Source organism: Streptomyces olivaceus (assembly GCF_000721235.1).
GTDB classification, from domain to species: Bacteria; Actinomycetota; Actinomycetes; order Streptomycetales; family Streptomycetaceae; genus Streptomyces; species Streptomyces olivaceus.
This window is the reverse complement of the sequence record NZ_JOFH01000014.1, coordinates 256209-282907: the sequence shown is the minus strand read 5'-3', so window position 1 is coordinate 282907 and position 26699 is coordinate 256209. Positions and strand designations below refer to the sequence as shown.

Annotated in this window: 23 protein-coding genes and 2 tRNA genes; 9 read left to right on the top strand and 16 right to left on the bottom strand. The window is 73.1% G+C overall.

The features are described from left to right. The first annotated feature begins 24 nt into the window (after positions 1-24). Together IG94_RS0117205 and IG94_RS0117200 are read left to right on the top strand one after the other, a co-directional pair. Positions 25-2526, top strand: a complete 2502-nt coding sequence (locus IG94_RS0117205; RefSeq protein ID WP_031036898.1) for an MFS transporter — start codon at positions 25-27, stop codon at positions 2524-2526. A gap of 175 nt (positions 2527-2701) precedes the next feature. After that, positions 2702-3523, top strand: a complete 822-nt coding sequence (locus IG94_RS0117200; protein WP_031036894.1) for a YceI family protein — start codon at positions 2702-2704, stop codon at positions 3521-3523. On the opposite strand, the gene IG94_RS0117195 is transcribed toward IG94_RS0117200, so the two are convergent. Next, positions 3506-4207: a GAF and ANTAR domain-containing protein gene (locus IG94_RS0117195; RefSeq protein ID WP_031036890.1), complete on the bottom strand. Its 702-nt coding sequence runs from the start codon at positions 4205-4207 to the stop codon at positions 3506-3508. The two genes, IG94_RS0117200 and IG94_RS0117195, sit on opposite strands and share 18 nt — an antisense overlap. 18 nt (positions 4208-4225) lie before the next feature. Continuing rightward, positions 4226-4975, bottom strand: coding sequence for an ANTAR domain-containing protein (locus IG94_RS0117190; protein ID WP_043483811.1), 750 nt, complete (start codon positions 4973-4975; stop codon positions 4226-4228). Between the two features lie 154 nt (positions 4976-5129). Here IG94_RS0117190 and IG94_RS0117185 point away from each other — a divergent pair, with 154 nt between their 5' ends. Together IG94_RS0117185 and IG94_RS0117180 are read left to right on the top strand one after the other, a co-directional pair. Beyond that, positions 5130-5567, top strand: coding sequence for an STAS domain-containing protein (locus IG94_RS0117185; protein WP_263446481.1), 438 nt, complete (start codon positions 5130-5132; stop codon positions 5565-5567). Between the two features lie 38 nt (positions 5568-5605). Then, entirely contained in the window at positions 5606-6076 is a 471-nt protein-coding gene (locus IG94_RS0117180) for a PPOX class F420-dependent oxidoreductase (protein WP_031036880.1), read from the top strand. Positions 6077-6136: 60 nt separating this feature from the next. Here IG94_RS0117180 and IG94_RS0117175 read toward each other — a convergent pair whose 3' ends face one another. From IG94_RS0117175 to IG94_RS0117140, 8 genes are all read right to left on the bottom strand, one after another. Next, on the bottom strand, positions 6137-6901 hold the full coding sequence (locus IG94_RS0117175) for a TetR/AcrR family transcriptional regulator (RefSeq protein WP_031036878.1): 765 nt from the start codon (positions 6899-6901) through the stop codon (positions 6137-6139). A gap of 152 nt (positions 6902-7053) precedes the next feature. Further along, positions 7054-8568: an MFS transporter gene (locus tag IG94_RS0117170; protein WP_031036873.1), complete on the bottom strand. Its 1515-nt coding sequence runs from the start codon at positions 8566-8568 to the stop codon at positions 7054-7056. Between the two features lie 76 nt (positions 8569-8644). Continuing rightward, positions 8645-9811, bottom strand: a complete 1167-nt coding sequence (locus tag IG94_RS0117165) for an FAD-dependent oxidoreductase (RefSeq protein WP_043483872.1) — start codon at positions 9809-9811, stop codon at positions 8645-8647. Between the two features lie 67 nt (positions 9812-9878). Next, a complete protein-coding gene (locus IG94_RS0117160; RefSeq protein ID WP_031036867.1) occupies positions 9879-12164 on the bottom strand; it encodes an ArnT family glycosyltransferase in 2286 nt (761 codons plus the stop codon). Then, complete coding sequence (locus IG94_RS0117155) at positions 12161-13579, bottom strand: bifunctional glycosyltransferase family 2/GtrA family protein (RefSeq protein ID WP_052410718.1); 1419 nt, start codon at positions 13577-13579, stop codon at positions 12161-12163. Before IG94_RS0117155 ends, IG94_RS0117160 begins: the two co-directional genes overlap by 4 nt. A gap of 14 nt (positions 13580-13593) precedes the next feature. Further along, complete coding sequence (locus IG94_RS0117150) at positions 13594-15150, bottom strand: sensor histidine kinase (protein WP_031036861.1); 1557 nt, start codon at positions 15148-15150, stop codon at positions 13594-13596. After that, positions 15147-15887, bottom strand: coding sequence for a response regulator transcription factor (locus tag IG94_RS0117145; protein WP_030188895.1), 741 nt, complete (start codon positions 15885-15887; stop codon positions 15147-15149). The genes IG94_RS0117150 and IG94_RS0117145 overlap by 4 nt, the downstream gene beginning before the upstream one ends. Positions 15888-15990: 103 nt before the next feature. Next, positions 15991-16719, bottom strand: a complete 729-nt coding sequence (locus IG94_RS0117140) for a GntR family transcriptional regulator (protein WP_052410717.1) — start codon at positions 16717-16719, stop codon at positions 15991-15993. A gap of 116 nt (positions 16720-16835) precedes the next feature. On the opposite strand from IG94_RS0117140, the gene IG94_RS0117135 reads away from it, so the two are divergent. Then, the gene (locus IG94_RS0117135) at positions 16836-17369 is read left to right on the top strand and encodes a YbhB/YbcL family Raf kinase inhibitor-like protein (RefSeq protein ID WP_031036856.1); all 534 of its coding nucleotides are present in this window, start codon (positions 16836-16838) and stop codon (positions 17367-17369) included. A 7-nt stretch (positions 17370-17376) separates the two neighbouring features. Next, complete coding sequence (locus IG94_RS0117130) at positions 17377-18075, top strand: iron-dependent transcriptional repressor DtxR (RefSeq protein WP_031036851.1); 699 nt, start codon at positions 17377-17379, stop codon at positions 18073-18075. 171 nt (positions 18076-18246) lie between these two features. Here the strand turns inward: IG94_RS0117130 and IG94_RS39680 are convergent, their stop codons facing one another. Then, complete coding sequence (locus IG94_RS39680; protein WP_031036848.1) at positions 18247-19143, bottom strand: amidohydrolase family protein; 897 nt, start codon at positions 19141-19143, stop codon at positions 18247-18249. A 115-nt stretch (positions 19144-19258) separates the two neighbouring features. After that, on the bottom strand, positions 19259-20140 hold the full coding sequence (locus IG94_RS0117120; protein WP_078892326.1) for a DUF2797 domain-containing protein: 882 nt from the start codon (positions 20138-20140) through the stop codon (positions 19259-19261). Between the two features lie 113 nt (positions 20141-20253). Here IG94_RS0117120 and IG94_RS0117115 point away from each other — a divergent pair, with 113 nt between their 5' ends. Then, a complete protein-coding gene (locus IG94_RS0117115) occupies positions 20254-20607 on the top strand; it encodes a winged helix-turn-helix transcriptional regulator (RefSeq protein WP_224220119.1) in 354 nt (117 codons plus the stop codon). A gap of 132 nt (positions 20608-20739) precedes the next feature. Here IG94_RS0117115 and IG94_RS0117110 read toward each other — a convergent pair whose 3' ends face one another. Beyond that, complete coding sequence (locus IG94_RS0117110; RefSeq protein WP_031036839.1) at positions 20740-22227, bottom strand: peptidoglycan D,D-transpeptidase FtsI family protein; 1488 nt, start codon at positions 22225-22227, stop codon at positions 20740-20742. Between the two features lie 322 nt (positions 22228-22549). Between IG94_RS0117110 and IG94_RS0117105 the strand changes: the two genes are divergently transcribed. Beyond that, complete coding sequence (locus IG94_RS0117105) at positions 22550-23245, top strand: TetR/AcrR family transcriptional regulator (protein WP_224220118.1); 696 nt, start codon at positions 22550-22552, stop codon at positions 23243-23245. 121 nt (positions 23246-23366) lie between these two features. Here IG94_RS0117105 and IG94_RS0117100 read toward each other — a convergent pair whose 3' ends face one another. The 3 genes from IG94_RS0117100 to IG94_RS0117090 all read right to left on the bottom strand — a co-directional run bounded on the left by IG94_RS0117100 (position 23367) and on the right by IG94_RS0117090 (position 25836). Then, positions 23367-25247, bottom strand: coding sequence for a S9 family peptidase (locus IG94_RS0117100; RefSeq protein ID WP_031036833.1), 1881 nt, complete (start codon positions 25245-25247; stop codon positions 23367-23369). A 244-nt stretch (positions 25248-25491) separates the two neighbouring features. Next, positions 25492-25564 (bottom strand) — tRNA-Arg (locus IG94_RS0117095). A 181-nt stretch (positions 25565-25745) separates the two neighbouring features. Further along, positions 25746-25836: transfer RNA gene (locus tag IG94_RS0117090), tRNA-Ser, on the bottom strand. Between the two features lie 229 nt (positions 25837-26065). On the opposite strand from IG94_RS0117090, the gene IG94_RS0117085 reads away from it, so the two are divergent. After that, complete coding sequence (locus IG94_RS0117085) at positions 26066-26569, top strand: SSI family serine proteinase inhibitor (protein ID WP_031036830.1); 504 nt, start codon at positions 26066-26068, stop codon at positions 26567-26569. The last annotated feature ends 130 nt before the right edge of the window (positions 26570-26699 follow it).

Sequence of the window (26699 nt, the reverse complement as noted above, 5' to 3'; positions counted from 1 at the left end):
GGAGGCTCCACCGGAGACGCTCCGATGACGCACCGGCAGATCATGGAAGCGCTGTCCGGGCTGCTGCTCGGCATGTTCTGCGCCATCCTGTCCTCCACCATCGTCACCAACGCGCTCCCCGAGATCATCGGAGACCTCGGCGGCGGTCAGAGCGCCTACACCTGGGTCGTCACCGCCTCGCTGCTGACGATGACCGCCTCCACCCCCCTGTGGGGCAAGCTCGCCGACCAGATCAGCAAGAAGGCCCTGGTCCAGACGGCCCTCGTCGTCTTCGTCATAGGCTCCGTCATAGCCGGCCTGGCGCAGAACCCGGCGATGCTGATCACCGCCCGCGCCATCCAGGGCCTCGGCGGCGGCGGTCTCTCCGCCCTGGCACAGATCATCATGGCCGCGATGATCGCCCCGCGTGAGCGCGGGCGCTACTCCGGCTACCTCGGCGCCACCTTCGCCGTCGCCACCGTCGGCGGCCCGCTGCTCGGCGGCGTCATCACCGACACCAGCTGGCTCGGCTGGCGCTGGTGCCTCTACGTCGGCGTGCCCTTCGCGATCATCGCGCTGGTCGTGCTGCAGAAGACGCTGCACCTGCCGGTGAACAAGCGGAAGGTCAAGGTCGACTGGACCGGCGCCTTCTTCATCACCGCGGCCGTCTGCCTGCTGCTCGTCTGGGTCACCTTCGCCGACGACAAGTACTCCTGGATGTCCTGGCAGACGGGCGCCATGGTCGGCGGCTCGATCCTGCTGACGCTGCTCTTCCTCTTCGTCGAGTCGAAGGCCAGCGAGCCGATCATCCCGCTGCGCCTGTTCAAGAACCGCACCATCACCCTGGCCTCGCTGGCCTCGCTGTTCGTCGGTATCGCGATGTTCGCGGGCACCGTCTACTTCAGCCAGTACTTCCAGCTGGCCCGGGACAAGTCCCCGACGATGTCGGGACTCATGACGATCCCGATGATCGGCGGCCTGTTCATATCCTCCACGGCCTCCGGCATCATCATCACCAAGACCGGCAAGTGGAAGCGCTGGCTGCTGGCCGGCGGCGTGCTGCTGACGGCGGGCCTGGGCCTGCTGAGCACCATGCGCTACGACACCCCGTACTGGCACATCGCGATCTTCATGGCGCTGATGGGTCTCGGTGTCGGCATGATGATGCAGAACCTGGTGCTCTGCACGCAGAACCAGGTGGCCCCGGGCGACCTGGGCGCCGCGTCCTCCGTGGTCACCTTCTTCCGGTCCCTCGGCGGTGCGGTCGGCGTCTCCGTCCTCGGCTCCGTCATGTCGACCCGGATCAGCCACTACGCCGCGGACACCATCGGGCAGCTCAGCCCGCAGGAGCAGGCGGCGGCCGCCAAGACCACCGGTGGCGGCGGCATCCCCGACATGGACCTGCTGCCCCCGGGCATCCGCGAGTGGCTGGAGAGCGCCTACGGGCACGGCATCGCCGACATCTTCCTCTACGTCGCGCCGGTCGCCCTGCTCGGCTTCCTGGTGACCCTGTTCATCAAGGAGGTCCCGCTGCGCACCACGGGCGCCCTCGCCCAGGCCGCCGCCGAGGCCTCGGCCGAGTCCGGCCCGCCCGTCGCGGGGACCCCGGCGGAGGCCTTCCGGCCCGCCGACGAGCCGGTTCCGGCCGCGGCGATAGCCGCCGCCCCGGCGCCCTCGGGCACGTCGGCCGTCTCCGAGGCCCCGGCGGCCGAACCCGCCGCCACGCAGCGGCTCGCCGCCGTCGCCACGGCGACCGGCTCCGGTGAGCCGCAGGCCCCCGTGTCCGGCGGCATCGCGGTCCGCGGCTTCGTCCGCGGCGCCGAGTCCGCCCCGGTCCCGCAGGCCGCCGTCACGCTGATCTCGCTGGCGGGCCGGCAGCTGGGCCGCTCGGTCGCCCAGGCCGACGGCTCCTACACGCTGGACGCGCCGAGCGCGGGCTCGTACGTCCTGATCGCCTCGGCCGACGGCTTCCAGCCGCAGGCCTCGACGATCGTCGTGAACGACGAGCCGCTCGCCTACGACATCCTGCTCAGCGGCACCAGCGGGCTCACCGGCCTGGTCCGGGCCCTGGAGAGCGGGCTGCCGGTCAAGGACGCCATGGTGATCGTGACCGATGTGCGCGGTGACCTGCTGGCCACCGCCGTCACCGGCGAGCAGGGCGAGTTCTCCTTCGCCGAGCTGGTGCCCGGCACGGTGACCGTCGCGGTCAACGCCGTCGGCCACCGGCCGCGCGCCCTGCCCGTGGAGGTCGGCGGCGCCGGCGTCACCCGGGTCGAGGTCGACCTCCAGTCCGGGGCCCAGGTCCAGGGCGTCGTGCGGGCACCGCACGGTCCGCTGGCCGACGCCCGCGTCACCCTGGTCGACGCGGCCGGCAACGTGGTCGGCACGGCCACCACCGGCACGGACGGCGCGTACGCCTTCACCGACCTGGACACCGGTGAGTACACCGTCATCGCGACCGGCTACCCGCCGGTGGCGACGTCCCTGACGGTCGCCGGCCCCGGTGCCGACGGCCACGACATCCAGCTCGCCCACCCCGGCGAGTAGCACCGCCCCGGCCCGTGGTGGCGTGCGCGCTCTGAGCGGAGGTGCGCCCGCCCACCACGGGCCGGTCTCTTTACGGCCACTATCTGATCATTTATCGATCGTTCGCGTCGTTCGCAATGGTTCGCATCGTTCGCCGACGACGCTTCGTATCGATCGTTTGCAGGGAGAAGACGGGATGGGACTGACCGCGAGGATTCGAACGCGGGACGGATGGGCCGTGTCGCACGCGGTCGTCACGGTGACCGACATGACCGGCGCGCAGGTGCTGCGCGTCGAGGCGGACACCGAGGGCGCCGTGCGGGACACCACCGCGCTGGCGCCGGGGGCGTACACCGTGATCGTCACCGCGGTGGGCTACGCGCCGGCCGCGTCCAGCGCGATCGTCACCGCGAGCGGCCGGGCCGAGGTCGGCACCGTGACCCTGGCCCGCCAGGGCGGCACCGAACTGCCGCCGCCGGGTCCGTGGACCGTCGACCCGGCCCACTCCAGCGTGGCCGCCGCCGCGCAGCACCTGGGCATCTCCAGCGTGCGCGGCCGCTTCACCGACTTCGCCGCCACGGTCGAGATCGCGCCGGACGACGTCACCAAGTCCCGCGTGGAGGCGGTGATCCGGGCGGCCTCCATCGACACCGGCAACGGCATGCGCGACACCCACCTGCGCTCGCCGGACTTCCTGGACGTCGAGCGCTACCCGGAGATCACCTACCGGTCCACCGGCGTCTCGGAGGCGGGCCCGGACCGGTGGACCGTCCGGGGCGAGCTGGGTCTGCACGGCGTCGTCCGCCCGGTCGACCTCGACCTGGCCTACCTCGGCACCGGCGCCGACCCCTGGGGCGGCACCCGGGCGGCCTTCCGGGCCACGGCGGAGCTGCACCGCGAGGACTTCGCCATGAACTACAACCAGGTCGTCCAGGCCGGCATCGCCGCCATCGGTACGACGCTCAGGGTCGAGCTGGACATCCAGGCGGTCCAGGGGGAGTCACTGCCGGCCGCCTGAGGCACCGCCGGACGCCCGGGCCACCAACTCCCCGCACAGGTCCCGGAGCTTGACGTTCCGGTCCTGCGAGGCCCGGCGCAGCCGTTCCAGGGCCCGGTGGGCGTCGATCCGCTCCCGGGCCATGAGCATGCCGACCGCCTGGTCGATGACGCTGCGGGAGAGCAGGGCGGTGCGCACGTCGGCCGCCGACGCCTGCTGCCGCTCCAGGCGCAGGGCCTCGTTCACCGCGTGCGCGGCGCCCTCCGCGAAGGCGGTGGCCGCCTCGATCCCCCCGGCCAGCGCGTCCGGTTCCGTGGCGTAGAGGTTGAGGGCGGCGCCCGTCTCGCCCTCGACGGCCAGCGGCAGTGCCAGCACGCAGCGCACGCCGGTGGCGAGCGCGTACCGGGTGTACGCGGGCCAGCGGGTCTCGGTGGCCAGGTCGGCGGAGTACTGGGCGCTGCCCGTCTCCGCGGCGTCCACGCAGGGGCCCGAGCCGTTCTCGTACTGGCGCAGGTCCAGGCCGCCGGGCAGGCCCGTGCTGCCCGCCAGGGTCATCAGCCGGTCCGCCCGGCGCACCGTCACCGAACAGGCGACGGCGCCGGGCACCTGTCCGACCGCCCGGTCGGTGAGGTCCCGCAGCAGGGTGTCGAGGCCCTGGCTGCGCGCTATGGCACGGTCGAGCGTGTCAGGGGTCTGCGAGGTCATGACCGTACGGATATCCCGTCACCGCTCGCCCACGCCTCGGTTGCCCTTACCCGTGTTCGCGTCGACGATGCGGCGGGCGAGGTCGCGGAGTTTCACGTTCTCCCGCTGGGACGCCCTGACCAGGGAGTCGAAGGCGCCGGCCGCGTCGATGTCCAGCCGCTCCATCAGGATGCCGGTGGCCTGGCCGATCAGGTCACGGGTGCGCATGGCCTCCGTGAGCTGCTCGCGCACCGTGGCCGACTCCAGGGCGAGGGAGACGTGCGCGGTGAAGAGCCGGCCGATGCGGGTGGCGTCCTCGTCGAAGGCCTGGGGCTTGCGGGCGTAGGCGGTCAGCACGGTCAGCCGGCGCCGGTCGGCGCGCAGCCGCAGGGAGAGCGCCGAGCGCAGGCCGAGGCCGGACAGCACGTTGTCGCCGCCGTCGGCCTCGCTGTCGGCCGTCCGCACCACGGGCGTGGTCCACAGCTGCTCCCAGTCCGGGTGCGGGGTGTGGCCGCCCTGCCGGGGTTCGGCGGCGAAGCGCACGGTCTCGTCGGTCCAGGAGAGGGTGCGCAGCCGGCCGCCGCGCTGGACCTCCGCGATGCCCGCGTACTCGGCGTCGGGGAGCAGGCGCACCGCCAGTTCCACGGCGGTGTTCATGGTCTCGTCGGGAGTGCCGGTCCCGTGGAGGTCGCGAGCCGCCGCCGTCAGGGCTTCGGCCAGCTCGAAACCCACCGGAAAACGCGGCAAATCAGTAAATTCGGACGCAGCCACCACGAACCTCTTCGGCATGCGCGGCCTCACGGCCGTGCGCAGGAGAGCTCCGCAGCACATTCCCGACTGCGAGCACAGGACGAACAGCACTTTAGCTGCTTGGTTGCGTGCCGGTGACGCCCGGCCGACGGACCGGGCGAGCGCCTTCCGTACCTCCGCGCCGCGTGGTGGAATGGGTACGGGTCAGGAAGCGGCCCGGCCGGTGCCCGGCGTCTGTCAGGTGAGTGCTGTGACCCTCCCCATCCAGCCCTGTGAACCGCGCGAGCCGTGTGAGCCACCCGGCTGCGCGGTGCTCGCGATGCCCAGTGAGATCGACTTCTGCAACGCCTCGGGGCTGCTGCCCCTGGTCATGGCCGCCGTTCAACAGCGTTCCGACGGACTGCGCCTGCTCGTCCTGGACCTGGGCCCGACCCGTTTCATGGACTCCCAGGGCGTCCGTCTCCTCGACGCCGTACGCCGCCGCCTGCCCGCCCGCGTCCGGCTGCACGTGGTGGCCGCCCCGAAGGGCGTGGCGAGCCGCGTCCTGGAACTCTCCGGCCTGCGCCGCGACGTGCCGGTGTACGACAACCTGACGGAGGCCCTGCGGGCGGGGACGGAGACCGCGGCCTGAGTGCGTGCCGGTGGGGCCGGCCCCCCTAGGCTGGCGGCATGGCACCGAACATCGCGACGAACACCCGTGTCTCCCTGGACGAGCTGCTGGACTTCGTGCGGCCCCGGCACCGGGCGATCCTGCTGACCCGGCGGGCCGACGGCAGCCCGCAGGGGTCGCCGCTGACCTGCGGGGTCGACGACGCGGGGCGCATCGTCGTCTCCACGTACCCCGAACGGGCCAAGACCCGCAACGCGCGCCGCGACCCGCGGGTCAGCCTGATCGTGCTCAGCGACGAGTGGAACGGGCCCTGGGTCCAGATCGACGGCGACGCGGAGGTCCTCGACGCGCCCGACTCCGTGGAGCCGCTCGTGGAGTACTTCCGCAACATCTCCGGCGAGCACCCCGACTGGGACGAGTACCGGCAGGCCATGGTCAAGCAGGGCAAGTCCATCGTCCGGGTGACGCCCCGGAAGTGGGGGCCGGTCGCGACGGGCGGCTTCCCGGCACGGCTGACGACGGACGACTGACGCCCGGGCGGGCGAGGGAGCGAGGGGGCGAGGAGAACTGCCGGGCCCGGGGGCGTCGGGTCAGCCGCGGGCGACCATCGCCTCGATGCCCGCGACCAGCACGTCGAGGGCGAACTCGAAGTCCCGGTCCAGCATCTCCGCGACGGTGTCGCCACCGCGGGCCGCCATGATCTCCTGCGCGTCCTCGATGACGCCCGCGGTGTCCGGCAAGCCGGTCGCCGCGTTCATCGAGTCCTGGAAGTACTCGTCGGCGCTCAGCCCGGTGTCCGCCACCCGTGCGAGGAAGCGGCCCTCGATCGTGCCGTAGCCGTTGACGAACTGGAAGACGGCGGCGATGGCGCCGGTCACGCGGTGCGCGGGCAGTCCGCTGCGGCCCACGACGGCCTGCACCGACCGGGAGAAGGCCAGCGAGTGGGGCCCGATGTTGAGGTACGTGCCCAGCAGCCGGGCCAGCCAGGGGTGGCGCACCAGCAGCGCGCGGTTCTCCCGGGCCAGCGTGCGCAACTGCTCGCGCCAGTCCTCGCCGGAGTCCGGGCCGTGGTCCGGACGGCGCAGCTCGCCGAAGACGGTGTCCAGGGCGAGTTCGAGCAGCTCGTCCTTGGTGTCGACGTACCAGTACACGGACATCGCGGTGACGTTCAGCTCGGCGGCCAGGCGGCGCATGGAGAACCCGGTCAGGCCCTCGGCGTCCAGCAGCCGGACGGTGGCCTCGGTGATCCGGTCCCGGTCGAGCCCGGACGGCTGCCCCCCGCGGCGCCCGCTCCGCCGGCCTTCCCCGGTCAGCCACACACTGGTCCGGGGCCCCTGGCGCCCTGCCTTCGCCATGCGTACTACCTCGCTCTCGCCGTCACCGGTCATGCTAGGCCGCTGACGGAGGGCCGGGGCGAGCGCCGGGGCGAGGGCCGGGCGGGCTCAGCGGCGCGGGCACGACCGGCCGCAACGGGCCGGCGGTCGCGGGCCGCCCCGCGCTTCGAGCGTCAGGCACCCTCCCGTCGCGCCCTGCGCAGCAGCGCCGCCGCCGCCACCCCGCCCAGCAGTACGGCCACCGCCCCCACCAGCTGGCTGCTCTCCACTCCGGAGGCGAACGCGTCGAGCACCCGTCCCCGCTCGCTCTCGTCCCGCGCCGAGGCGAGCGCGGCGGGCAACGACGTCGCCGTGGCCGGCACCAGCGCCGCGAACCGGGAGTTCAGCACCGCCCCCAGCACGGCCACGCCCAGCCCGTTGCCGAACTCCGCCAGCGTGCCGTTGACCCCGGCGCCGACCCCGGCCCTGGCCGGTGGGATCGCGCTCATCAGCGCGTGCGCCATCGCCGGGTTGCCGAGCGCGCACCCCGTGCCGATCAGCAGCAGACCCAGCAGCGTCCCGGCGTAGCCCTGCCCGGTCAGCGTGGCGACGGCCACCAGGCCCGCCGACATCAGCGCCATGCTCAGCAGCACCGCCGCCGGGGTGCCGAGGCGGGCCAGCCACTTCGCCGCCACCCCGGAGAAGTTGAGCACCACCACCGTCAGGGCGAGCGGCGCGGTCCGCAGGCCGGCCTCCAGCGGGCCGTACCCGAGGACGAACTGGAGGTGCTGGGTGAGCAGGAACAGCGCGCCGCCCATGCCGAAGCTGATCAGCACCAGACCCGCGACCGCGCCGGTGAACCGCTGGTCGCGGAAGAAGCTGAGGTCGAGCATGGGGTGGGCGACCCTGCTCTCCCAGCGGGCGAAGAGCGCGAGGACCACCGCGGCGACGGCGGCCGTGGCCGACACCCGTCCCGACGTCCAGCCGTATCCGGGGCCGGAGATGATCGCGTAGACCAGCGCGGCCATGCCGATCGTGGAGAGGACGGCGCCGAGCAGGTCGGGGCGGTCGCCCCGCCGATCCTTCGACTCGGGGACCAGGGCGACGACCGCGACCAGGCCGAGGGCCACGACCGGCAGGTTGATCAGGAAGATCGCGCCCCACCGGAAGTGGTCGAGGACGAAGCCGCCGAGCAGCGGCCCGCCGGCGAACCCGAGCGCGCTGACCGCGCTCCAGATGCCGATCGCCTTCGCGTGCTCGTCGGGCGCGAAGATCTGCATCACCACGGCCAGCGTGGTGGTCAGCAGCAGGGCGCCGCCGATGCCCATACCGGCCCGGGCCGCGATCAACTGACCGGTCGTGGAGGCGAGTCCGGCACTCAGCGAGCCGAGCCCGAACAGGGCGAGACCGGCGGCCAGCATCTTCTTGCGGCCGTACCGGTCGGCCGCGCTGCCCGCGGTGAGCAGCAGGCCGGACTGGACGAGCGAGTAGGCGTTGATCATCCACTGGATGTCCGACGTGGAGGCGCCGAGTTCGTGGGTGAGCGAGGGGACGGCCACGTTCAGCACGGTGTTGTCCAGGACCACCGTCAGCTGGGCGAGGCTGATGACACCGAGGATCAGCCAGCGCCGCGGGTGGCCCCGGGCAACCGGGGACGCGGTCTTCCGCTCCTTGGCGGGATCCCGGGGGTCCTGCGAGGATGTCGTCACGCTGTACAGCGTATAGCTGACTTATACACTGTACAACGGCTTCGGCTGCCGCGTCTCGTACGGCCGGGTCGAGCGGTCAGGAGGGCTGCACCTCGTCGAAGACGGCGAGGGCCGCGGCGGGGTCGGGGCTCACGAGGCGTTCCAGACCGGCGGCCGTGATCCCGGCCCACCGGGCGGCCCGGGCCCACATCCGCTCCTCGAAGGCGCGGACGGTGTCGTCCGGTTCCCCGGAGCCGGTGGCGAGGGCCTCGGCCAGCTCGGCGCCCTCCAGCATCGCGAGGTTCGCGCCCGCCCCCAGCGGCGGCATCAGATGGGCGGCGTCGCCCAGGAGCGTCACCCCGCGGACGTGGGTCCAGGTGTGGCCGACGGGCAGGACGTACAGGGGGCGGCGGACGAAGACGGCGCCGCGGCGGAGGAGTTCGAGGACGGGCACGGCCCAGCCGTCGAACATCGACAGCAGGGCCGTCCGTACGGTGTCGATGTCCGGGCCGACGTCTGTGCCGGTGTCCGTCGGGAACGGGTCGGGGTCCGGCTCCGGGTGCCGGTCCAGCGGTGCGCGGAACTGGGCGTACACCTTGACGTGGCCGCCGCTGCCGCGCTGGGCGACGATCGCCCGGTTCACGCCGTACACGGCCACGGAGCCGTCGCCCACCAGCCGGGCGAGGTCGGGGTGGCGGGTGTCGACGTCGTCCAGTGAGGTCTCGACCAGGGTCACGCCGGTGTAGCGCGGCGTCACCGGCGAGAGTGCCGGGCGGGTCCGGGACCAGGCGCCGTCCGCGCCGACCACGAGGTCGTACGTCTCCTGCCGCCCGTCCGCGAAGTGGACCCGCACGCCGTCCCCGGCCCCCGGCTCCACCCGCGTCACGTGCCGTGCCCACCGGACGTCGAGCGGGCCGAGCAGCAGGTCGCGGAGTTGCCCGCGGTCGATCTCGGGGTTGGCCCGCTCGTCCGGGCCGGGCCGCCAGTCGCGCAGGACGGTGCCGTCGACGTCCAGGATGCGCATGGCCTGCCCCTCGGGACGGGCCAGCGCCCGGAACCGGTCCAGCAGCCCCGCCTTGTCCAGGGCGAGTTGGCCCAGCCCCTCGTGCAGGTCCAGCGTGCCGCCCGGAGGGCGGGCGTCGGGGGCGGGGTCGCGTTCGAGGACGGTGACGGGGTGGCCGTGGCGGTGCAGGACCCGGGCGAAGGTGAGACCGGCGGGGCCGCTCCCGACCACGGCGATGCGGGGTCTCGTGAGAACACTCATGCGGACGGACTGTATGAGCGCGGGACACCGCATCGCCGGTCGTTCGCTACCGGCGATGGCCGGCCGGTCAGTCCGTCGGCTGCGTGAGGTCGTAGAAGGTGGCCGAACCGGCCGTGACCTCCTTGAAGTGGGCCTCGACCCACGAGGTGATCTGCGACGCGGTGCCGGAGTCGTCACCGCCCATGCCGCCGCCCGTACCGCCGCCGATGAAGTAGTGGATCTCGCCCTCCGCCACGTACTCCTTGAACTGCGCCAGGGTCGGTGACGGGTCGGTGCCGTTGAAGCCGCCGATCGCCATCACCGGGTCGCCGGTGCTGAGCTGGTAGCTCGCGGCGTTCTGCGAACCGATCGCGGCGGCCGCCCAGGTGTAGGAACCGGCGTCGGTCTCCAGCAGCTTCTTCGCCTCGGAGCCGACCTCGGCGCCGTTGAGCAGACCGCCCATGCCGCCGCCCCCGCCCATGCCGCCGGCCATGCCCCCGCCTTCGCCTGCCGCGCCGTTCTGGTTGCTCCGGCCGTTGGGGGCCTGGCTGTTGGGGGCCTGGCTGTTGGGGGCCTGGCCGTTCTGGCCGTTCTGGCCCGGGGCGGTGCCGCCGCCGGGGAAGCCCCCGCCACCGCCGCCGCCCGGACCGCTCTGGCCCTGGCCCTGCGTCTGTCCCTGCCCTTGGCCCTGCCCGGGTGCCGCGTTCCCGCCGCCGGGGAAGCCGCCGCCCGGGAAGCCGCCCCGGCCTCCGCCACCGCCCGGACCGCCCATCATGCTCGCGCCGGACGGACCTGCCGTGACGATGGAGCCGCTGTGCCCCTCGGAGACCGTGCTCAGCGTGTACGCCGTCGGCGCGGCCAGCGACGCCACGAGGCCGAGGCCCGCCGCCGCGAGGAGGGCCCGCCGGTCCAGCCGTCCGGCGAAGACCAGGCCCAGCGCGGCGGCCAGGCCGCCGACCAGCACCAGCCACTTCAGCCAGGGCAGGTACGCGGGCGTGCGGTTCAGCAGGACGTACCCCCAGGCCGCGGTCGCCGTCACGGCGGCGGCCAGGGCGAGGGACGCCCAGAGCCGCTCGCGCCGTTCCCACAGGGCCGCGGCGCCCATGCCGACGACAGCCGCCAGGTAGGGGGCGAGGGCCACCGTGTAGTACTGGTGGAAGATGCCCGCCATGTAGCTGAAGACGGCCGCGGTCGTCACCAGCGAGCCGCCCCAGACCAGGAAGGACGCGCGCGCGGCGTCCGTACGTCCGGCCCGGCGCGTGGCGACCAGGCCCGCGACGAGCAGGATCAGGGCGGCCGGGAGCAGCCAGGAGATCTGGCCGCCGATCTCGGAGTTGAACATCCGGTCCCAGCCGGTCTCGCCCCACTGGCTGCCCCCGCCCATGCCGCCACCGCCACCGCCACCGACGCTGCCGGTCTCCTCGCCGTTGAGCCGGCCGAGACCGTTGTAGCCGAAGGTCAGTTCCAGGAAGCTGTTGTTCTGCGAGCCGCCGATGTACGGGCGGGACGACGCGGGCCACAGCTCCACGACCGCGACCCACCAGCCGCCGGAGACGACGATCGCGAGGGTGGCGAGCGCGAGTTGGCCGAGGCGCCTGCGCAGCCGCACCGGTGCGCAGACGCCGTACACGAGGGCGAGCGGGGGCAGGATCAGGAAGGCCTGGAGGGTCTTGGCCAGGAAGGCGAAGCCGACCGCGACGCCGGCCCACACCAGCCACTTGGTCCGGCCGTCCTCCAGCGCCCGTACGACGAAGTAGCAGGTGACGGACATCAGCAGCGCGAGCAGCGCGTCCGGGTTGTTGAACCGGAACATCAGCGCGGCCACGGGCGTCAGCGCCAGCACGGCACCCGCGATCAGTCCGGCCGCGGGGCTGAACCGGCGGCGCACCGCCGCGTACACGACGGCGACCGTGCCCACCCCCATCAGCACCTCGGGGACGAGGACCGACCAGGACGAGAGCCCGAAGATCCGCACCGCCAGGGCCATCGGCCACAGGGCGGCCGGGGGCTTGTCCACGGTGATCGCGTTGCCGGCGTCGAGGGAGCCGAAGAACAGGGCCTTCCAGGACTGGCTGCCCGCCTGTACGGCCGCGGAGTAGAAGGAGTTGGCGTAGCCGGAGGCGCTCAGGTTGTAGAGGTAGAGGACGGCGGTGGCCAGCAGGAGGCCGAGGAAGGCGGGGCGTACCCAGCCCGGGTCCTCGGGACGGCCGCGCCACAGCCGGCCGAGCCGCGATCCGCCGGACTGCCCGTGCTGCCCGTGGTGGTGATGGTGGTGGTGGTCGGCGGGCGGTGCCGCCGGGGGCGGTCCCCCGTTCCCGCCGCCGGGTGCGCGTGTCTCCTCGGCGGGCGCGGCCGGGTCGTAGTGCGTCGTCATCGGGCGCTCCTCGGGTCGGTCGCGGGCTCGGTCGCCGGGCCGGTCGCGTCGGGGCCGGCGGAGCGCACCGGCTGGAGCCGCACGGTGGCGTCGCTCCAGGCGCGGTACGGGTCCGGGAACCCGGCGCCCGCCGAACCGGCACCGGTGGGCCCGGGGCCCGGCGCGGGGGCCGCGGGCGGCGCGTCCGGGAAGACCCAGGCGCGGAAGAGCAGGAAGCGCAGCACCGTCGCCGCGAGGTTGGCGGCGATCAGCACGGCCAGCTCGGTGGAGTGGTCCGGGTCGGCGCTCGCCGCGTTCAGGGCGGCGAGCGAACCGCTGGTCAGCGCGAGGCCGATACCGAAGACGACCAGCCCCTGCGCCTGGTGCCGCACGGCACCGCCCCGGCCGCGCACCCCGAAGGTCAGCCGCCGGTTGGCGGCGGTGTTGGCGACGGCGGAGACCAGCAGGGCGAGCGCGTTGGCGACCTGGGAGCCGGTGAAGAGGCGGAAGCCGCTGTAGAGGAGGAGGTAGAAGAGCGTGGAGAGGGCGCCCACGACGCAGAAGCCGACGAGCTGCCGGGCCAGCCCCTGCGGCACGTCCGTCAGGTCGCGGTCGCGGGGGTCGTCGCCGAAGGGGCGGGCCAGCCGGTCCAGCGGCAGCGAGCCGGTGGCCAGGGCCTTGCCGACCCGCCACACGCCCTTGAGGTCCTCGGTCGCCGTCTTCACGATGTGCACGGTCGAGTCGGGGTCGTCGACCCAGTCGACCGGCACCTCGTGGATGCGGCAGCCGGCCCGCTCGGCGAGCACCAGCATCTCGGTGTCGAAGAACCAGCCGGTGTCCTCCACCAGCGGCAGCAGCACCTGGGCCACGTCCCGGCGGATCGCCTTGAAGCCGCACTGGGCGTCGGAGAAGCGGGCCTGGAGGGAGCCGCGCAGGATGAGGTTGTAGGTGCGGGAGATGAACTCCCGCTTGGCGCCGCGCACCACCCGCGAGCTGCGGGCGAGCCGGGAGCCGATCGCGAGGTCCGAGTGGCCGGAGATGAGCGGCGCCACCAGCGGGAGCAGCGCGTTCAGGTCGGTGGACAGGTCCACGTCCATGTAGGCGAGGACCGGGGCGTCGGAGGCGGACCAGACGGTCCTGAGGGCCCTGCCGCGGCCCTTCTGCTCCAGGCGGACGGACCTGACCTCGGGGAGTTCCGCCGCCAGCCGGGCCGCGACGTGGGGGGTGGCGTCGGCGGAGGCGTTGTCGGCGACGGTGACGCGGAAGGCGTAGGGGAACGTCCGGGTGAGGTGCTCGTGCAGCCTCAGGACGCACCGCCTCAGGTCCTTCTCCTCGTTGTAGACGGGGATCACCACGTCGAGGACGGGCGGGCCGGCTGCCGCGGCCGGGAGGTGCTCCCGCGCCGGCAGGGAGCCGGGAGAAGAGTCGGTTCGCATGGGACCGACTCTTCTCAAGTCCCCTGTCGCACCCGTGTGGTGAGGCTGTGCTGTGCCTGTGAGTGCGCCCACGCGTCCCGTCGTTCCTGAACTGCGGGCAGATGCACGGTGAAGACCGTCCGCCCGGGCACGCTGGCGACCGTCACGCCGCCGCCGTGCGCGGTCGTCACGGCCTGCACGATGGCGAGCCCGAGCCCCGTCGAACCGGTCGCCCGGGACCGCGCGGAGTCGCCGCGCGCGAACCGCTCGAAGACGTGCGGCAGCAACTCCGCCGGCACGCCCGGGCCGTTGTCCTCGACGTCCACGCACAGCCACGCGCCGCTCGTGCGCACGCGCGCGGTGACGGTCGTGCCCGGCGGCGTGTGGTTGCGGGCGTTGCCGAGGAGGTTGACCAGCACCTGCTGGAGGCGGGCGGCGTCCGCCGACACCGGCGCCGGTGCGTCGGGCAGGTCGAGCCGCCAGTTGTGGTCGAGCCCGGCCGCGCGGGCGTCGCTGACGGTGTCCACGACCAGCGGTACGAGGTCGGTCCGCTCGAACTCCAGCGGCCGCCCGGCGTCCAGGCGCGCGAGCAGCAGCAGGTCCTCGACCAGCAGCGTCATGCGGCCCGCCTCGGACTCGATGCGGCCCAGCGCGTGCCGGGTGTCGGGGCCGACCTCCTCGCGCCCCCGGCGGGTGAGTTCGGCGTACCCGCGGATGGAGGAGAGGGGGGTGCGCAGTTCGTGGCTGGCGTCGGCGACGAACTGCCGTACCCGCGTCTCGCTCTCCTGGCGGGCGTGCAGGGCGCCGTGCACGTGGTCCAGCATCCGGTTGAGCGCGGAGCCGACCCGGCCGACCTCGGTGTGCGGGTCGCACTCGGAGTCGGGGACGCGCTCGTCGAGGTTGACCTCGCCCGCGTGCAGAGGGAGTTCGGAGACGCGGCCGGCGGTGGCGGCGACCTTGCGCAGGGGGCGGGTGGCGACGCCGACGATGACGGTCCCGGCGAGGGAGGCGGCGATGAGTCCTGCGGCGGTGACGCTGGCCTCGACGATGATCAGCGTGTTGACGGTGCTGTCGACGCCGGTGGTGGGGAGGGCGGCGTAGTAGCCGTTGTGGTACTCGACGCGGTAGTCGCCGAGGCCGGGGACCTCTACGGTGTGCGCGTTGCCGTCCTGGGGGACGGTGGCCAGCGCGGCACGCTGGGTCTCGTCGAGGGAGACCGGCGTCGTCCTGCTGACGTCCGTGCTCGCCTCGTCCTTCTGGCCGTACTTGGCATCCACGACGACCCCGTCGTCGATCTCCGCGACGATGGTGTCGCGCGGCTGCGGGCCCCCGTGCGTGACGAACTCGTCGAGGTCCATCCGCTGCGGGCCGCCGCCACCGCCGCCGGCCTTGGGGTCGCCGGGCGGTCCGAAGCCGGACACCCGCGCCGCGACCTCCTGCACCTGCCCGTCCAGCTGGTCGTACAGGTGCGAGCGCAGGGCGAGGGTCGTCACCGTCCCGATCACCGCGCACACCACCGCGATCAGTGCCACGGACGCGACGACGAGGCGCGTCCGCAGGGTCCGCGGCCGCGGTCGTCGCCGCCTGCTCACGAGACCGCGGGCTTGATCAGGTAACCGGCGCCGCGCCGGGTGTGGATCATCGGCTCGCGCCCGGCGTCGATCTTCCGCCGCAGGTAGGAGATGTACAGCTCGACGACGTTGGCCTGCCCGCCGAAGTCGTAGGACCACACCCGGTCCAGGATCTGCGCCTTGCTCAGCACCCGGCGCGGGTTGCGCATCAGGAAGCGCAGCAGCTCGAACTCGGTGGCGGTGAGGTGGATGCCGTCACCGCCGCGGGTGACCTCGTGGCTGTCCTCGTCGAGGGTGAGGTCGCCGACGACCAGGACGGAGTCGGAGCGCCGGTCGGCGGCGCCGGAGCGCCGGATCAGTCCGCGCAGCCGGGCGACGACCTCCTCCAGGCTGAACGGCTTGGTGACGTAGTCGTCCCCGCCCGCGGTCAGCCCGGCGATACGGTCCTCCACGGCGTCCTTCGCGGTGAGGAACAGCACCGGCACGTCCGGCAGGTCCCGGCGCAGCCGCCCCAGGACGCTCAGGCCGTCCATGTCGGGCAGCATCATGTCCAGCACGACGGCGTCCGGCCGGAACTCGCGGGCCGCCTGCACCGCCCCGTGGCCGTCGCCCGCGCTGCGGATCTGCCAGCCCTCGTAGCGCAGGGCCATGGAGAGCAGTTCGGTGATGGACAACTCGTCGTCCACTACAAGCACCCGGACGGGGCTCCCGTCCGGCCTCAGCAGTTCGGTGCGCCCCTGGGGCGAGGTCGTGGTCATGCCGGACACGATGTCGGAGCGCTCTGAGAGGGCCCTTTCCCCAAGCTGTGATTTCCCTGAGAAACCCACAGGGAGTTCTCAGGGAGGAACCCGCAGGGAGTTCTCAGCCACCGTCCGGCGTGTCGTCCGCCACGCCGCCCGGCGTGCCGTCCGCCCCGGCGTCCGTCAGCGCCGCCGCCGTCAGGGTGAGGTGCCGGGTGAGGATCGCTGCCGCGGTGTCGCCGTCGCGGGCCAGCACGGCCGCCTCCAGGCTGCGGTGCTCCTCGGCGCCGTCGCGGTCGGGGGAGCGGTGCGCGGACCAGCGGCGGGCGAGTTCACCGGCCGTCCACAGCCGGTCGAAGGTCTCCAGCAGCACGGGGTTGCCGCAGCCCTCCATCAGGGTGCGGTGGAAGACCCGGTGCGCCTCGGACCACTCGCCGCTGTAGTACGCGCCCTCCCCCGGCGCGTACGCGGGCGTGCGGGCCAGGCGGTGGTGGGCCGCCCGCACCCGGGCCTCCCAGTCGACGTCGCCGCGCTCGACGGACATCCGCAGCATGACCGGCTCGACGGTCCGGCGGGCCTCGGCGATCTCCTGCCAGCGGCGGTCGGAGAAGGCCGGTACGGCGAAGCCGCGGTTGGGCAGCCGGTCGGCGAGACCGTCTCCGACCACCCGCACGAGGGCCTCGCGCACCACGGCCAGGCTCACGCCCTGCTCCTTGGCGAGGTCCTGCGGCTTGAGGGGGGCACCGGGGGCATGGTCGCCGCGCAGGATCGCGTCCCGCAGATGTGCGTGGACCTGGTCGGAGAGCATCCGCTTCCCGGGCGGGGACGAGGGGGAGCCGGTCTCAGTCATGGCCTCAGCATAGCCCGGACGGATAGACGATCCCTTGAATAATCGATTATTGGTGTTATCGTCGATTACTAAGCGGCCCCGCAAGGGCTGCCGCCCCACCCGAAAGGAACAACGCGATGAGCGCCAACGACCCCTTCGCCCGCCTCCCGGAGGCGGCCTCCTTCACCGTCACCAGCACCTCCGTCCACGACGGCAGCCCCTGGTCGCCCGCCCAGTGGGCGTCCGGCGTCCCCGGCGGCGCGGACGTCTCCCCGCAGCTGGCGTGGAGCGGCGCACCGGAGGGCACCAGGAGCTACGCCGTCACCGTGTACGACCCCGACGCCCCCACCGGGTCCGGGTTCTGGCACTGGGCGGTCGCCGACATCCCCGCCGCCGTCACCGAACTCCCCGAGGGTGCGGGCGACGACACCGGCCCGGGCCTGCCCGAGGGCGCCTACCAGCTCCCCAACGACGCCCGCACCGCCCGCTACATCGGTGCCGCGCCGCCGGCCGGACACGGCCCGCACCGCTACTTCGTCGTGGTGCACGCCCTCGACGTCGAGTCCATCGGCGTCCCGGCCGACGCCACCCCGGCCGTGCTCGGCTTCACCATGGCCGGACACATCCTCGGCCGCGCGGTCCTGACGGCCACCGCCGAGACCCCCGCCTGACCGTCCCGTGGCGAGGCTCATCGACACGACGGAGATGTACCTCCGCACCGTCCTGGAGCTGGAGGAGGAGGGCGTGGTCCCGATGCGCGCCCGGATCGCCGAGAGCCTGGACCAGAGCGGTCCCACCGTCAGCCAGACCGTCGCCCGCATGGAACGCGACGGGCTGCTGCGGGTCGCCGCCGACCGGCGGCTGGAACTGACCGGCGGGGGCAGGCGGCTGGCGACGCGCGTGATGCGCAAGCACCGGCTCGCGGAGTGCCTGCTCGTGGATGTGATCGGCCTGGAGTGGGAACGGGTGCACGCCGAGGCGTGCCGCTGGGAGCACGTGATGAGCGAGGACGTCGAGCGCCGCCTCCTTGAGCTGCTGCGCCACCCGACCGAGTCGCCGTACGGGAACCCGATCCCGGGCCTGGAGGAACTGGGCGGAGCCGGTGACGCGGCCCCGCGCCCGTCCCCCGCCGGGACCACGGTCAGCCTCGGTGCCATGGTGCCCGGGCCGGCCGGCACGAGCGCCGTCCTGCGGCGCATCGGGGAGCCGGTGCAGAGCGATCACCGGCTGCTGTCCGCCCTGCGGCGGGTGGGAGTACGGCCCGGCGCGGTCGTGAGCGTCATGTCGTCGGCCGGTGGTGTGACGGTCGGCCGCGGCGGCCGCACCGCCGAACTGCCCACGCGCACCGCAGCGCACGTCTTCGTCGCGCCGCTCTGAACGGGGCCGTCGGCTGCCTGGCCGGTCCCCGGCGGGCCTCATGCCTCCTGCCCGACCGGCCCCGAGCACTCCGGGGTCCGGGCCGACCGGCGGCACTGTCCCACGGGACCTTCAGGCGCGGCCCGCCGCCAAGCCCTCTCGGGGCGAGCCCGGGAGGGGCAGGCCCGCGCGTCAGCGAACCGGCAGTCCGAACAGCCGGGCCGCGTTGTCGTGGCAGACCGCGCGCAGCCAGGCGTCGCCCAGCTCCAGCCGCTCCAGCGCGCGCAGCTGCTCCAGGTACGGGTAGGGGATGTTGGGGTAGTCGGAGCCGAGCAGGACGCGGTCGCCGAGATCCGCGAGGCGCGGCAGCGCCCGGCGCGGGAACGGCGCGAGCCGCTCACTGAAGTCGGTGAACGCCATCGTCGTATCCAGCCGCACCTCGTCGTACCGCTCGGCGAGGTCCAGGAAGTCCTCGTACTCGGGCATCCCGAGGTGGGCCACCACAAGGCGCAGCCGGGGATGCCTGGCCAGCACCCGGGCCACCGGCTCCGGCCCGGTGTGCTTGCCGGGCGCCGGGCCCGATCCGCAGTGGACGACGACCGGGACCCCCGCCTCGGCGAGCACGCCCCACGCCGGGTCGAGAAGTGGGTCGGCCGGGTCGTACGCCCCCACCTGTACGTGCGCCTTGAAGACCCGTGCCCCCGACTCGACGGCCCGGCGGACGTACGTCTCGACGCCCGGCTCCGGGAAGAGGGTGGAGGTGTGCAGGCAGTCGGGCGTCCGGCGGGCGAAGTCCACCGCCCAGTCGTTCAGCCACTCGGCCATACCGGCCTTGTGCGGGTACAGCATGGCCGTGAAGGCCCCCACCCCGAACTCCCGCAGCAGCGCCGCCCGCTCGTCCTCCTGCTGCCGGTAGGTGATCGGCCACTCGACCCCGCCGGTCAGCGGGCCCAGGGCGTCGAAGTAGGCCCACACCTTGCGCAGCACGCGCTCGGGCATGAAGTGCGTGTGCACGTCGACCAGCCCGGGCAGCCCGAGCTCCTGCCAGAACCGCCGGACCTGCCCGGCCTCGTCCTCGTGATCACTCATGGGGTCACGATCGCTCCCGCCCGCCGGACGGACAAGGGCAGGGGGACGAGAAGGAGAAGGACCGGGATGACTACGGGAAGGGCAGAGGCCGGGATGACGAGGGGCCCCGACCGGGTCAGAACAGCCCGTCCTGGACCCCCGCCACCCGCTTGAACTCCCGCACCGGAACGGCGCACGGCTCGCCCTCGGCGGACAGCAGCTCCCACCCCGTCATCAGCCGGGTGTCGAGCACCGCGACCCCGCGCTCCGTCGCCAGGTGCAGGTCCGGCCCGGCGGCCGCCACCAGCTCGCCCCCGATCGACCCGCCCGCCACCAGCTCGGCCACCTCCCCCACGGCGGCCGGCCCGCGCTCCGCCCCCTCGATACCGAAGACGGCCGCGTGGTCGACGCCCCGGAACGGCTCCGGCGTCAGCGACTCCGGCCAGCCGCCGAGCGCCACCGCCCGCGCGTGCAGCTCCGTGATCTCCGCCGCCCGCTCCCCGGGCGACCCCGGCAACCCGGCCCGCACCGCCCGCTTGTGGGCGTACGGGATCCGGTCCGGCACCCGCAGCGCGGCCCGCAGCAGCTCCTCGGTGCGCCGCGCGGCCATCAGGGGCCCGTGGCCCAGCCAGCTGAAGCAGACGGCGCCCTGTTCGAGGAGGCGGGCGGAGCCTCGCGCGTACGCCGTGATCCCGACCTTGACGAGACCTGGGCCGAACCACGCCAGGTACACCCGGTACGGCTGCGGGTCGTCGGCGATCGTGTCGGCGGCCACGGAGTGCGCCCGGTCCAGCCGCGCGCACTCCTCGCACCGCGCCCCCGTGCTCCGCCCCGACACCCCTGCCCGCACCGGACACGGGTGCCCCCGTGCTCCCACGCATGTCCGCACGCCCCCCTCCGCGACCCCGAAGGCCACCCGCTTCCCCCGGACCAGCGCACTGCGCCGTCCCCCGACCCACGTCAGCACGGGACCGTCCGCCGCCCACCGCAGCCCCGAGCACTTCCACGCCTGTCCCATCTCCGCCGAGCGTAGACGGCGCCACTGACATCGCCGCCGGGACAACGGCCGGGCGGGCACCGACGGATGGCCGGCGCCCGCCCGTGCGTACCGCAGGGAAGTACCGTGTGAACATGGCAGGAATAGACGCGATGTGCCCCGAGCGGCTGCTCATGGAGCACGTCACCAGCCGCTGGGGCACCCTGGTCCTGATCGCCTTGCTGGACCGCGCCCACCGCTTCAGCGAGCTGCGCCGGGAGATCGGCGTGGTCAGCGAGAAGATGCTCGCCCAGACCCTGCGGACCCTGGAGCGGGACGGGCTGGTGCACCGGGACGCCAAGCCCGTGATCCCGCCCCGCGTGGACTACTCCCTCACCGTCCTCGGCCACGAGGCCGCCGAACAGGTCCGGGGCCTCGCCCGCTGGACGGAGCGGCGGATGGCTGCCGTCGAGCGGGCCCGCGAGGCGTACGACGCGACGCGCCCCTGACTCGCGGCGGCCCGGTGCGCGGGCGGCGGCACCGGAGAAGCGGTGCCGCCGCCCGGGACCCGGTGCCGCCCGGGATCCGATACCGCCCGGGATGCGAAACCGCCCGCGGCCCGGCGCCCGCGGCCTGCCGCGTCACTGCTTCAGCACGGCCTCCATCACGCTCTTGGCGATGGGCGCGCCGAGTCCGCCACCGGAGATGTCCGAACGGGAGATGTCCATGTCGGTCGGGTCGATGAAGACGGCCACGGCGACGGATCCCCCGTCCTGCTTCTTGCCGTAGGAGACGAACCAGCCGTACGGCACCTCGTCGTTCACGTCGACGCCGCGCTGCGCGGTACCGGTCTTGCCGCCGACCGTGATGCCGTCGATCTGGGCCTTGCGGGCGCTGCCCTCCTTGGCGGTGAACTCCATCATCTCCTGGACCTTCTGCGCGGTCTCGGCGGAGACGGCCTCGCTCATCACCGCGGGCTCCGTCTTCTCCAGCGTGCCGAGGTCCGGTCCCTTGACCTCGTCGACGATGTACGGCTGCATCAGCTTGCCGTCGTTGGCCAGCGCGGCGGTGACCATGGCCATCTGCATCGGCGTACTGGTGAGGCTGCCCTGGCCCATGCCGGTGAGCGCGGTGCCCGGCTTGTCGAGGTCTTCGGGGTAGAGGCTCTTGCTGGCGAGCAGGTCGCCGAAGTCCTCGGAGTAGACGTCCTCGTTGAAGCCGAACTTCTCGGCCGTCTCGCGCATCTTGTCCTGGCCCAGCTTGGAGGCGGCGTCGAGGAAGACGTTGTTGCAGGAGTACTGCATGGCGGTCTTCATCGAGGCCTTGCTGCACACCCCGTCGCCCGCCTCACTGCCGATCTTGTTGGTGGACTGCGGCAGCGGATAGGGGGAGACGGCGTCCGTGCGGGCGTCGACGTCGGTGACGACCTCGTGCTCCAGGGCGGCGGCCGCGGTGAGGATCTTGAAGGTGGAGCCCGGCGGGTAGGTCTCGCGCAGCGCGCGGTTGGCCAGCGGCTTGCTCTTCTCCTTGCCCAGTGCGACGAAGCGGTCGGACTCCTTGAAGGTGCCGCCCGCGAACTGGGACGGATCGTAGGACGGCGCCGAGACCAGGGAGAGCACCTTGCCGGTGGCCGGGTCGAGCGCAACCACGGCTCCCCGGGCGCCCTTCAGGTCGGTCAGCCCCTTCCAGGCGGCCTTCTGCGCCTTGGGGTCGATGGTGGTGACCACCGAACCGGCCCGCCGGCCCTCACCGCTGACGACGTCGGCGAACCGCTGGAAGGCCAGCCGGTCGTCCTTCCCGGTCAGGATCGAGTCGTAGGTCTTCTCCAGCAGCGTCATGCCCTGGGCCTGCGACGCGTAGCCCGTCACCGGCGCGTACATGGGCCCGTCGGCGTAGGTGCGCTTGTACTTGAGGTCGGTGCTCTCGGTCTCGGCGGAGCCGGTGACGGCACGGCCGCCGACGACGATGTCACCGCGCGGGGTGGCGAACTGCTCGATCTGCACCCGCCTGTTGTCGGTGTCGGAGGCCAGCTCCGGGGCCCGCACGTACTGCAGGTAGTTCGCCCGGATCAGCAGGCCGAGCACCAGCAGCCCGCAGAAGATCGCCACGGCCCTCAGCGGCTTGTTCACCGGCGGCCTCCGTCGAGGCTCGGCCGGTCGGATATGTACCGGTCGGATATGTAGACGGGTCCTCGCAACATGGCCACACCCTAGACACAGTCGCGCAGGGCGATCACGTCGGCGCGGAATTGCCGGGGATCCGGGCCCGCCCCGCTCCGTTCCCGGGGCGGAGTGGAGGGGGTCTGCCGCTCACGCTGGCACACCGCGTCACTTAATGCCAATATGGCACAGAGTGAGGGTCAGAGCGCATGCATGACCCACCCGTGGGCGAACGCGGGCAGCACGTGAGCAAACGCGATCAAGGCGAGCAAAGGGGCAGAAGGTGGCCGACGTGGCATCGACCGAGCGCAGCCGTGGCGGGATGAGCGAGCAGCGGCGCCACCGTGTGCGCCTGGAGATCTCGCGCGAGGCGGCCCGGCTGTTCTGGGCGCAGGGTCTGGACGCCACCAGCGGTGACCAGATCGCGGCGGCGGTGGGGCTGTCGACGCGCACCATCTGGCGGCACTTCCGCAGCAAGGAGAGCTGCGCGGAGCCGATCGTGATGGAGAGCGTGGAGTGGGAGCTCGCCAGCCTGCGCAGTTGGCAGCCGCACCGGTCCCTGGAGGACCACCTGGCCGAGGAGGCGCACCGGTTCAACCGCGAGATCGGTCCGCAGGAACAGGCCGACGTGGGGCTGGGCATCAAGATGATCAGGCTGGGCGAGACGGAGCCGGCCCTGCGTACGGCCTGGCTGATGGCGTGCGACCAGGTCGAGCAGGAACTGACCGGTATCCTCGCGAACCGCCTCGGGCTCAAGCCCGACGACCTCGATGTCCGGCTGCACGCGGCGGCGACCTCGGCGGCCCTGCGGGTCGTCAACGAGTACGTCGGCTCCGGCCTCCTGGACGGCGCCGACCCGCAGACGCTCGGCGACCCGAACTTGCTCTTCATCGCGGACGCCGTCCGCCGGGCCACCGGTGGCGCCGTGGGCGACCCGGTGGCCCCGGACCCGGCCCGGCCGGACGGCGGCACACCGGACCGGGACTGAGCGTCGCGGGCCTGAGCGCTGCGGAACTGAGCGTTGCGGGACCGGGCGTTGGGCGGTCCCGGGCGTTGGGCGGGCCCGCCCCGGCAGCCGGTCCGCAGGCTGCCGGCGGAACCCGCGGCGCTCAACCCCGTGCCGGCACGCCCAGGTGCTCGGCGAGGAAGCGTTCAGCGGCGCGGTAGAGGTCGGTCGCGTTGGCCGGGTTGTCGAAGGCGTGCCCCTCGTCCTCGACGAGGAGGTACTCGACGGGCGTCCCCCGTTCGCGCAGCGCCTCGACGAACCGGTCGGACTCGGCCTGCGGCACGCGGGCGTCCTGGGCCCCCTGGACCACCATCAGCGGCGTGCGCACCCGGTCCACCCGGCTGATCGGGGAGCGGGCGAGCATGTCGGCCCGCTGCTCCGGATCCGCCGGGTCGCCCACGTAGAGGTGCCAGTTGTACGCCAGGTCGGGTTTCAGGAACTCGGGCTGGCTCTCCATGAAGGCGGCGAGGGAGGAGACCCCGACGATGTCGACCGCCGCGGCGAACACGTCCGGGGTGAAGGTGACCCCGACGAGGGCCGCGTATCCACCGTAGGAGCCACCCAGGATCGCCACCCGGTCCGGGTCCGCGTACCCCTGCCCGACGGCCCACCGCACCCCGTCGACGAGGTCGTCGTGCATCTTGCCTGCGAACTGCCCGATGGCGGCCTTGGTGAAGGCCTTGCCGTAGCCGGCGGACCCCCGGAAGTTGACCTGGAGCACCGCGTAGCCGCGGTTGGCGAACAGCTGGGCGACGGGGTTGAAGCTCCAGCTGTCCCGGCTCCAGGGCCCGCCGTGCACGAACAGCAGCAGGGGCAGCCGCTCGGGCGCGACGCCGTTCGGCAGGGTCAGGTACGACGGCAGCGGCAGCCCGTCGCGGGCGGTGACGGTCACCGGGCGCATCTCGGCCAGCTCCGCGCGGTCGAGGCTGGGCCTGCCCCGGAAGAGCGGGCGGCTCTCGCCGGTGTCGTGGTCGTAGAGGTACGTGACCGGTTCCCGGTCGTGGGTGAAGGTGACGACCCAGTACCGCTCACCGAGGTCGGAGTCGAGTGCGCCGATGTCGCCGTCGTGGAGCTTCTCCAGGTTCGCGAGCACCTCGGCGAAGTGCGGGTCCAGGGCGTGGATCACCTGTCGTTCGCCCAGGTAGCGGGCGCCGATCAGTTCGCCGGTGCGCCGGCGGCGGATGAGCGGTGAGGGCAGCCGGGGGAAGACCAGCGCCCGGGTGTCGAGGTCGTGGACGGGGTGGGAGTCGACCTCGGTCTCCTCGCCGGTGTGCAGGTCGATCCGCACCAGGCGGGTCCGGTCCGTGTCCCGGTTCGAGCCCACCCACACGCCCGTGCCGTCCGGCGTCATGTCCATCGGGTAGACGCCCAGGGGGTAGTCCGCACCGTCGAACACGGCGACGGACCGCTCCCCGCCCGCCGCCGTGTCCCGGCGCGACAGCTCCAGGTCTCCGCCGGCGGTCGTGGCGATCCGGAAGACCTCGCCGTCCGGTCCGTACAGCCACCCGGGGCCGCCGGACCCGGTCACGACGGTGACGAGTTCGCCGGTGGCGACGTCCAGCTCCATCAGGTCGTACACGTCCGGGTCCCGCAGGTTGACCTGGACGATCGCCTTGCCCGGCCGCCCGTGCGGCAGGTCGACGCCCATCACCCGGGTCCGGGCGCCCGGCGTGAGGTCGACGGCGCCGGCGTGCGGGGCGTGCTGGTCGACGCGGTAGAGGTGCCAGTGCTCGTCGCCGTCCTGGTCGCGGGTGTAGAGCAGCCACCGCGGATCGCTCGTCCAGTGGTAGCGGTGCACTCCCTGGGGGTCGCGGGTGACGCACCGGACGTCCTCGGGAGTGTCGACGCTCTCGACCCAGACGTTCTGCCGGCCCTCCCAGGGCGCCAGGTACGCGATCTGCGTCCCGTCCGGGGAGAGGCTGACGGCCGCCCGGGCGGGCGGGGCGAAGAAGTCCTCGACGGGGATGAGGTCGGGCAGTGCCATGTCGGGCCTTTCGATGGGCGGTCCGGTGCCGCACGGCCGTCCGGGGAGCGACCGCCGAGCACCACTGTCACTTAATGACAGTGTCACTAAGTGACACGCTCGCGCAAGGGCGACCCGTGCCACTTCGTGTTGGACGGCGTCATTTCGTCACCAAATGCCACAACGGCAACGCCTCAACCTGCGAGAGGACCCCACGCACGCCGAAGGCCCCGCCGGGAGAACCGGCGGGGCCTTCGAGACAATGTGCACTCGGCAGGATTCGAACCTGCAACCTTCTGATCCGTAGTCAGATGCTCTATCCGTTAAGCTACGAGTGCGTGTTACTTCTTCATTTTTCCCGCCGCTCCCGGGGCTTTCGGCCCGCTCGCGGCGACAGGAAGAACATTACATGACTGCCGCCGCCATGTGAAATCCATTGGCCGCACCCCTTGCGACCTGCGCAAACGCCCCCACAACACCGAAGCCCCGGCCGTGTGGCCGGGGCTTCGGTGATCGGTGCGGAGGCGGAGGGATTTGAACCCTCGATGGGCTTTAAGACCCAAACCGCATTAGCAGTGCGGCGCCATAGACCGGACTAGGCGACGCCTCCAGACAACATCACCACTCTCGTGAACTCTCGCGTGCGAGCGCGAGTGGCGCGTGCCGATGATGACACAGTTGAGCGCGCTGTCACCAATCGGCTCCCACGGTACTAGGCGGGCGGGCCGCAGGGCAAAGCCCTTGTGGCCCGCCCGCGCCCGGTCTCCGCACCTGGTTCCCACGCCTGGTTCCTACGCCAGGCCGCGCAACCTCCGGTGCGCCGGCGCGTTGGTCAGTTCATGTTCCAGGTCTCCCGCGCTCCCGCCGCCCGCCTCCTCGGCGCCGCCGCCCTGTCCGTCGCCACGCTCGTCTCCCTCTGCGCCGCGAACGCCGCGGCGGCCGCGACCGCGGGGCCAGGCCCTTCCGGTCCGGGTTCCGACCACCGACCCGGCCGCGTCGCCGCCGACCGCCTCACGGTCACCGTCCAGGACGCCGGCACGGAGGCGGACGGGACCTACGAGCTGTACTGCCACCCCGGCGGCGGCGACCACCCCGATCCGGAGGGCGCCTGCGGCCTCCTCGACCGCGGCACCCGGTGGGGCGGCGACACCTTCGCGCCCGTACCAGAAGGCAGCGCCTGCACCATGCAGTACGGCGGCCCGGCCACCGCACACGTCACCGGGACCTGGGCCGGCCGGCCCGTCGACGTGACGTACGACCGCCGGAACGGCTGCGAGATCTCCCGCTGGGACCGCATGGTGCCGCTGCTGCCCGACCTGGGGGCGGCGCCGGGGCGGTCGTAGCCGCAGGGGTGCGCACGGCCGCGGGAGGGGGCGCGGCCGACGGCTACCGGTCACACGTTCTACGTCACTTCCTCGTGCGACCTCCGTCGCATCCCACGCCGTCCGCCGGGCCCCAACCCTTAGACTCCCT

Excerpts from the sequence above, each read along its gene's own strand:
- IG94_RS0117205 (WP_031036898.1), top strand. The coding sequence starts at position 25 with ATGACGCACCGGCAGATCATGGAAGCGCTGTCCGGGCTGCTGCTCGGC.
- IG94_RS0117200 (WP_031036894.1), top strand. The coding sequence starts at position 2,702 with ATGGGACTGACCGCGAGGATTCGAACGCGGGACGGATGGGCCGTGTCG.
- IG94_RS0117195 (WP_031036890.1), bottom strand. The coding sequence starts at position 4,207 with ATGACCTCGCAGACCCCTGACACGCTCGACCGTGCCATAGCGCGCAGC.
- IG94_RS0117190 (WP_043483811.1), bottom strand. The coding sequence starts at position 4,975 with ATGCCGAAGAGGTTCGTGGTGGCTGCGTCCGAATTTACTGATTTGCCG.
- IG94_RS0117185 (WP_263446481.1), top strand. The coding sequence starts at position 5,130 with ATGGGTACGGGTCAGGAAGCGGCCCGGCCGGTGCCCGGCGTCTGTCAG.
- IG94_RS0117180 (WP_031036880.1), top strand. The coding sequence starts at position 5,606 with ATGGCACCGAACATCGCGACGAACACCCGTGTCTCCCTGGACGAGCTG.
- IG94_RS0117175 (WP_031036878.1), bottom strand. The coding sequence starts at position 6,901 with ATGGCGAAGGCAGGGCGCCAGGGGCCCCGGACCAGTGTGTGGCTGACC.
- IG94_RS0117165 (WP_043483872.1), bottom strand. The coding sequence starts at position 9,811 with ATGAGTGTTCTCACGAGACCCCGCATCGCCGTGGTCGGGAGCGGCCCC.
- IG94_RS0117160 (WP_031036867.1), bottom strand. The coding sequence starts at position 12,164 with ATGACGACGCACTACGACCCGGCCGCGCCCGCCGAGGAGACACGCGCA.
- IG94_RS0117155 (WP_052410718.1), bottom strand. The coding sequence starts at position 13,579 with ATGCGAACCGACTCTTCTCCCGGCTCCCTGCCGGCGCGGGAGCACCTC.
- IG94_RS0117145 (WP_030188895.1), bottom strand. The coding sequence starts at position 15,887 with ATGACCACGACCTCGCCCCAGGGGCGCACCGAACTGCTGAGGCCGGAC.
- IG94_RS0117140 (WP_052410717.1), bottom strand. The coding sequence starts at position 16,719 with ATGACTGAGACCGGCTCCCCCTCGTCCCCGCCCGGGAAGCGGATGCTC.
- IG94_RS0117135 (WP_031036856.1), top strand. The coding sequence starts at position 16,836 with ATGAGCGCCAACGACCCCTTCGCCCGCCTCCCGGAGGCGGCCTCCTTC.
- IG94_RS39680 (WP_031036848.1), bottom strand. The coding sequence starts at position 19,143 with ATGAGTGATCACGAGGACGAGGCCGGGCAGGTCCGGCGGTTCTGGCAG.
- IG94_RS0117120 (WP_078892326.1), bottom strand. The coding sequence starts at position 20,140 with ATGGGACAGGCGTGGAAGTGCTCGGGGCTGCGGTGGGCGGCGGACGGT.
- IG94_RS0117115 (WP_224220119.1), top strand. The coding sequence starts at position 20,254 with ATGGCAGGAATAGACGCGATGTGCCCCGAGCGGCTGCTCATGGAGCAC.
- IG94_RS0117100 (WP_031036833.1), bottom strand. The coding sequence starts at position 25,247 with ATGGCACTGCCCGACCTCATCCCCGTCGAGGACTTCTTCGCCCCGCCC.
- IG94_RS0117085 (WP_031036830.1), top strand. The coding sequence starts at position 26,066 with ATGTTCCAGGTCTCCCGCGCTCCCGCCGCCCGCCTCCTCGGCGCCGCC.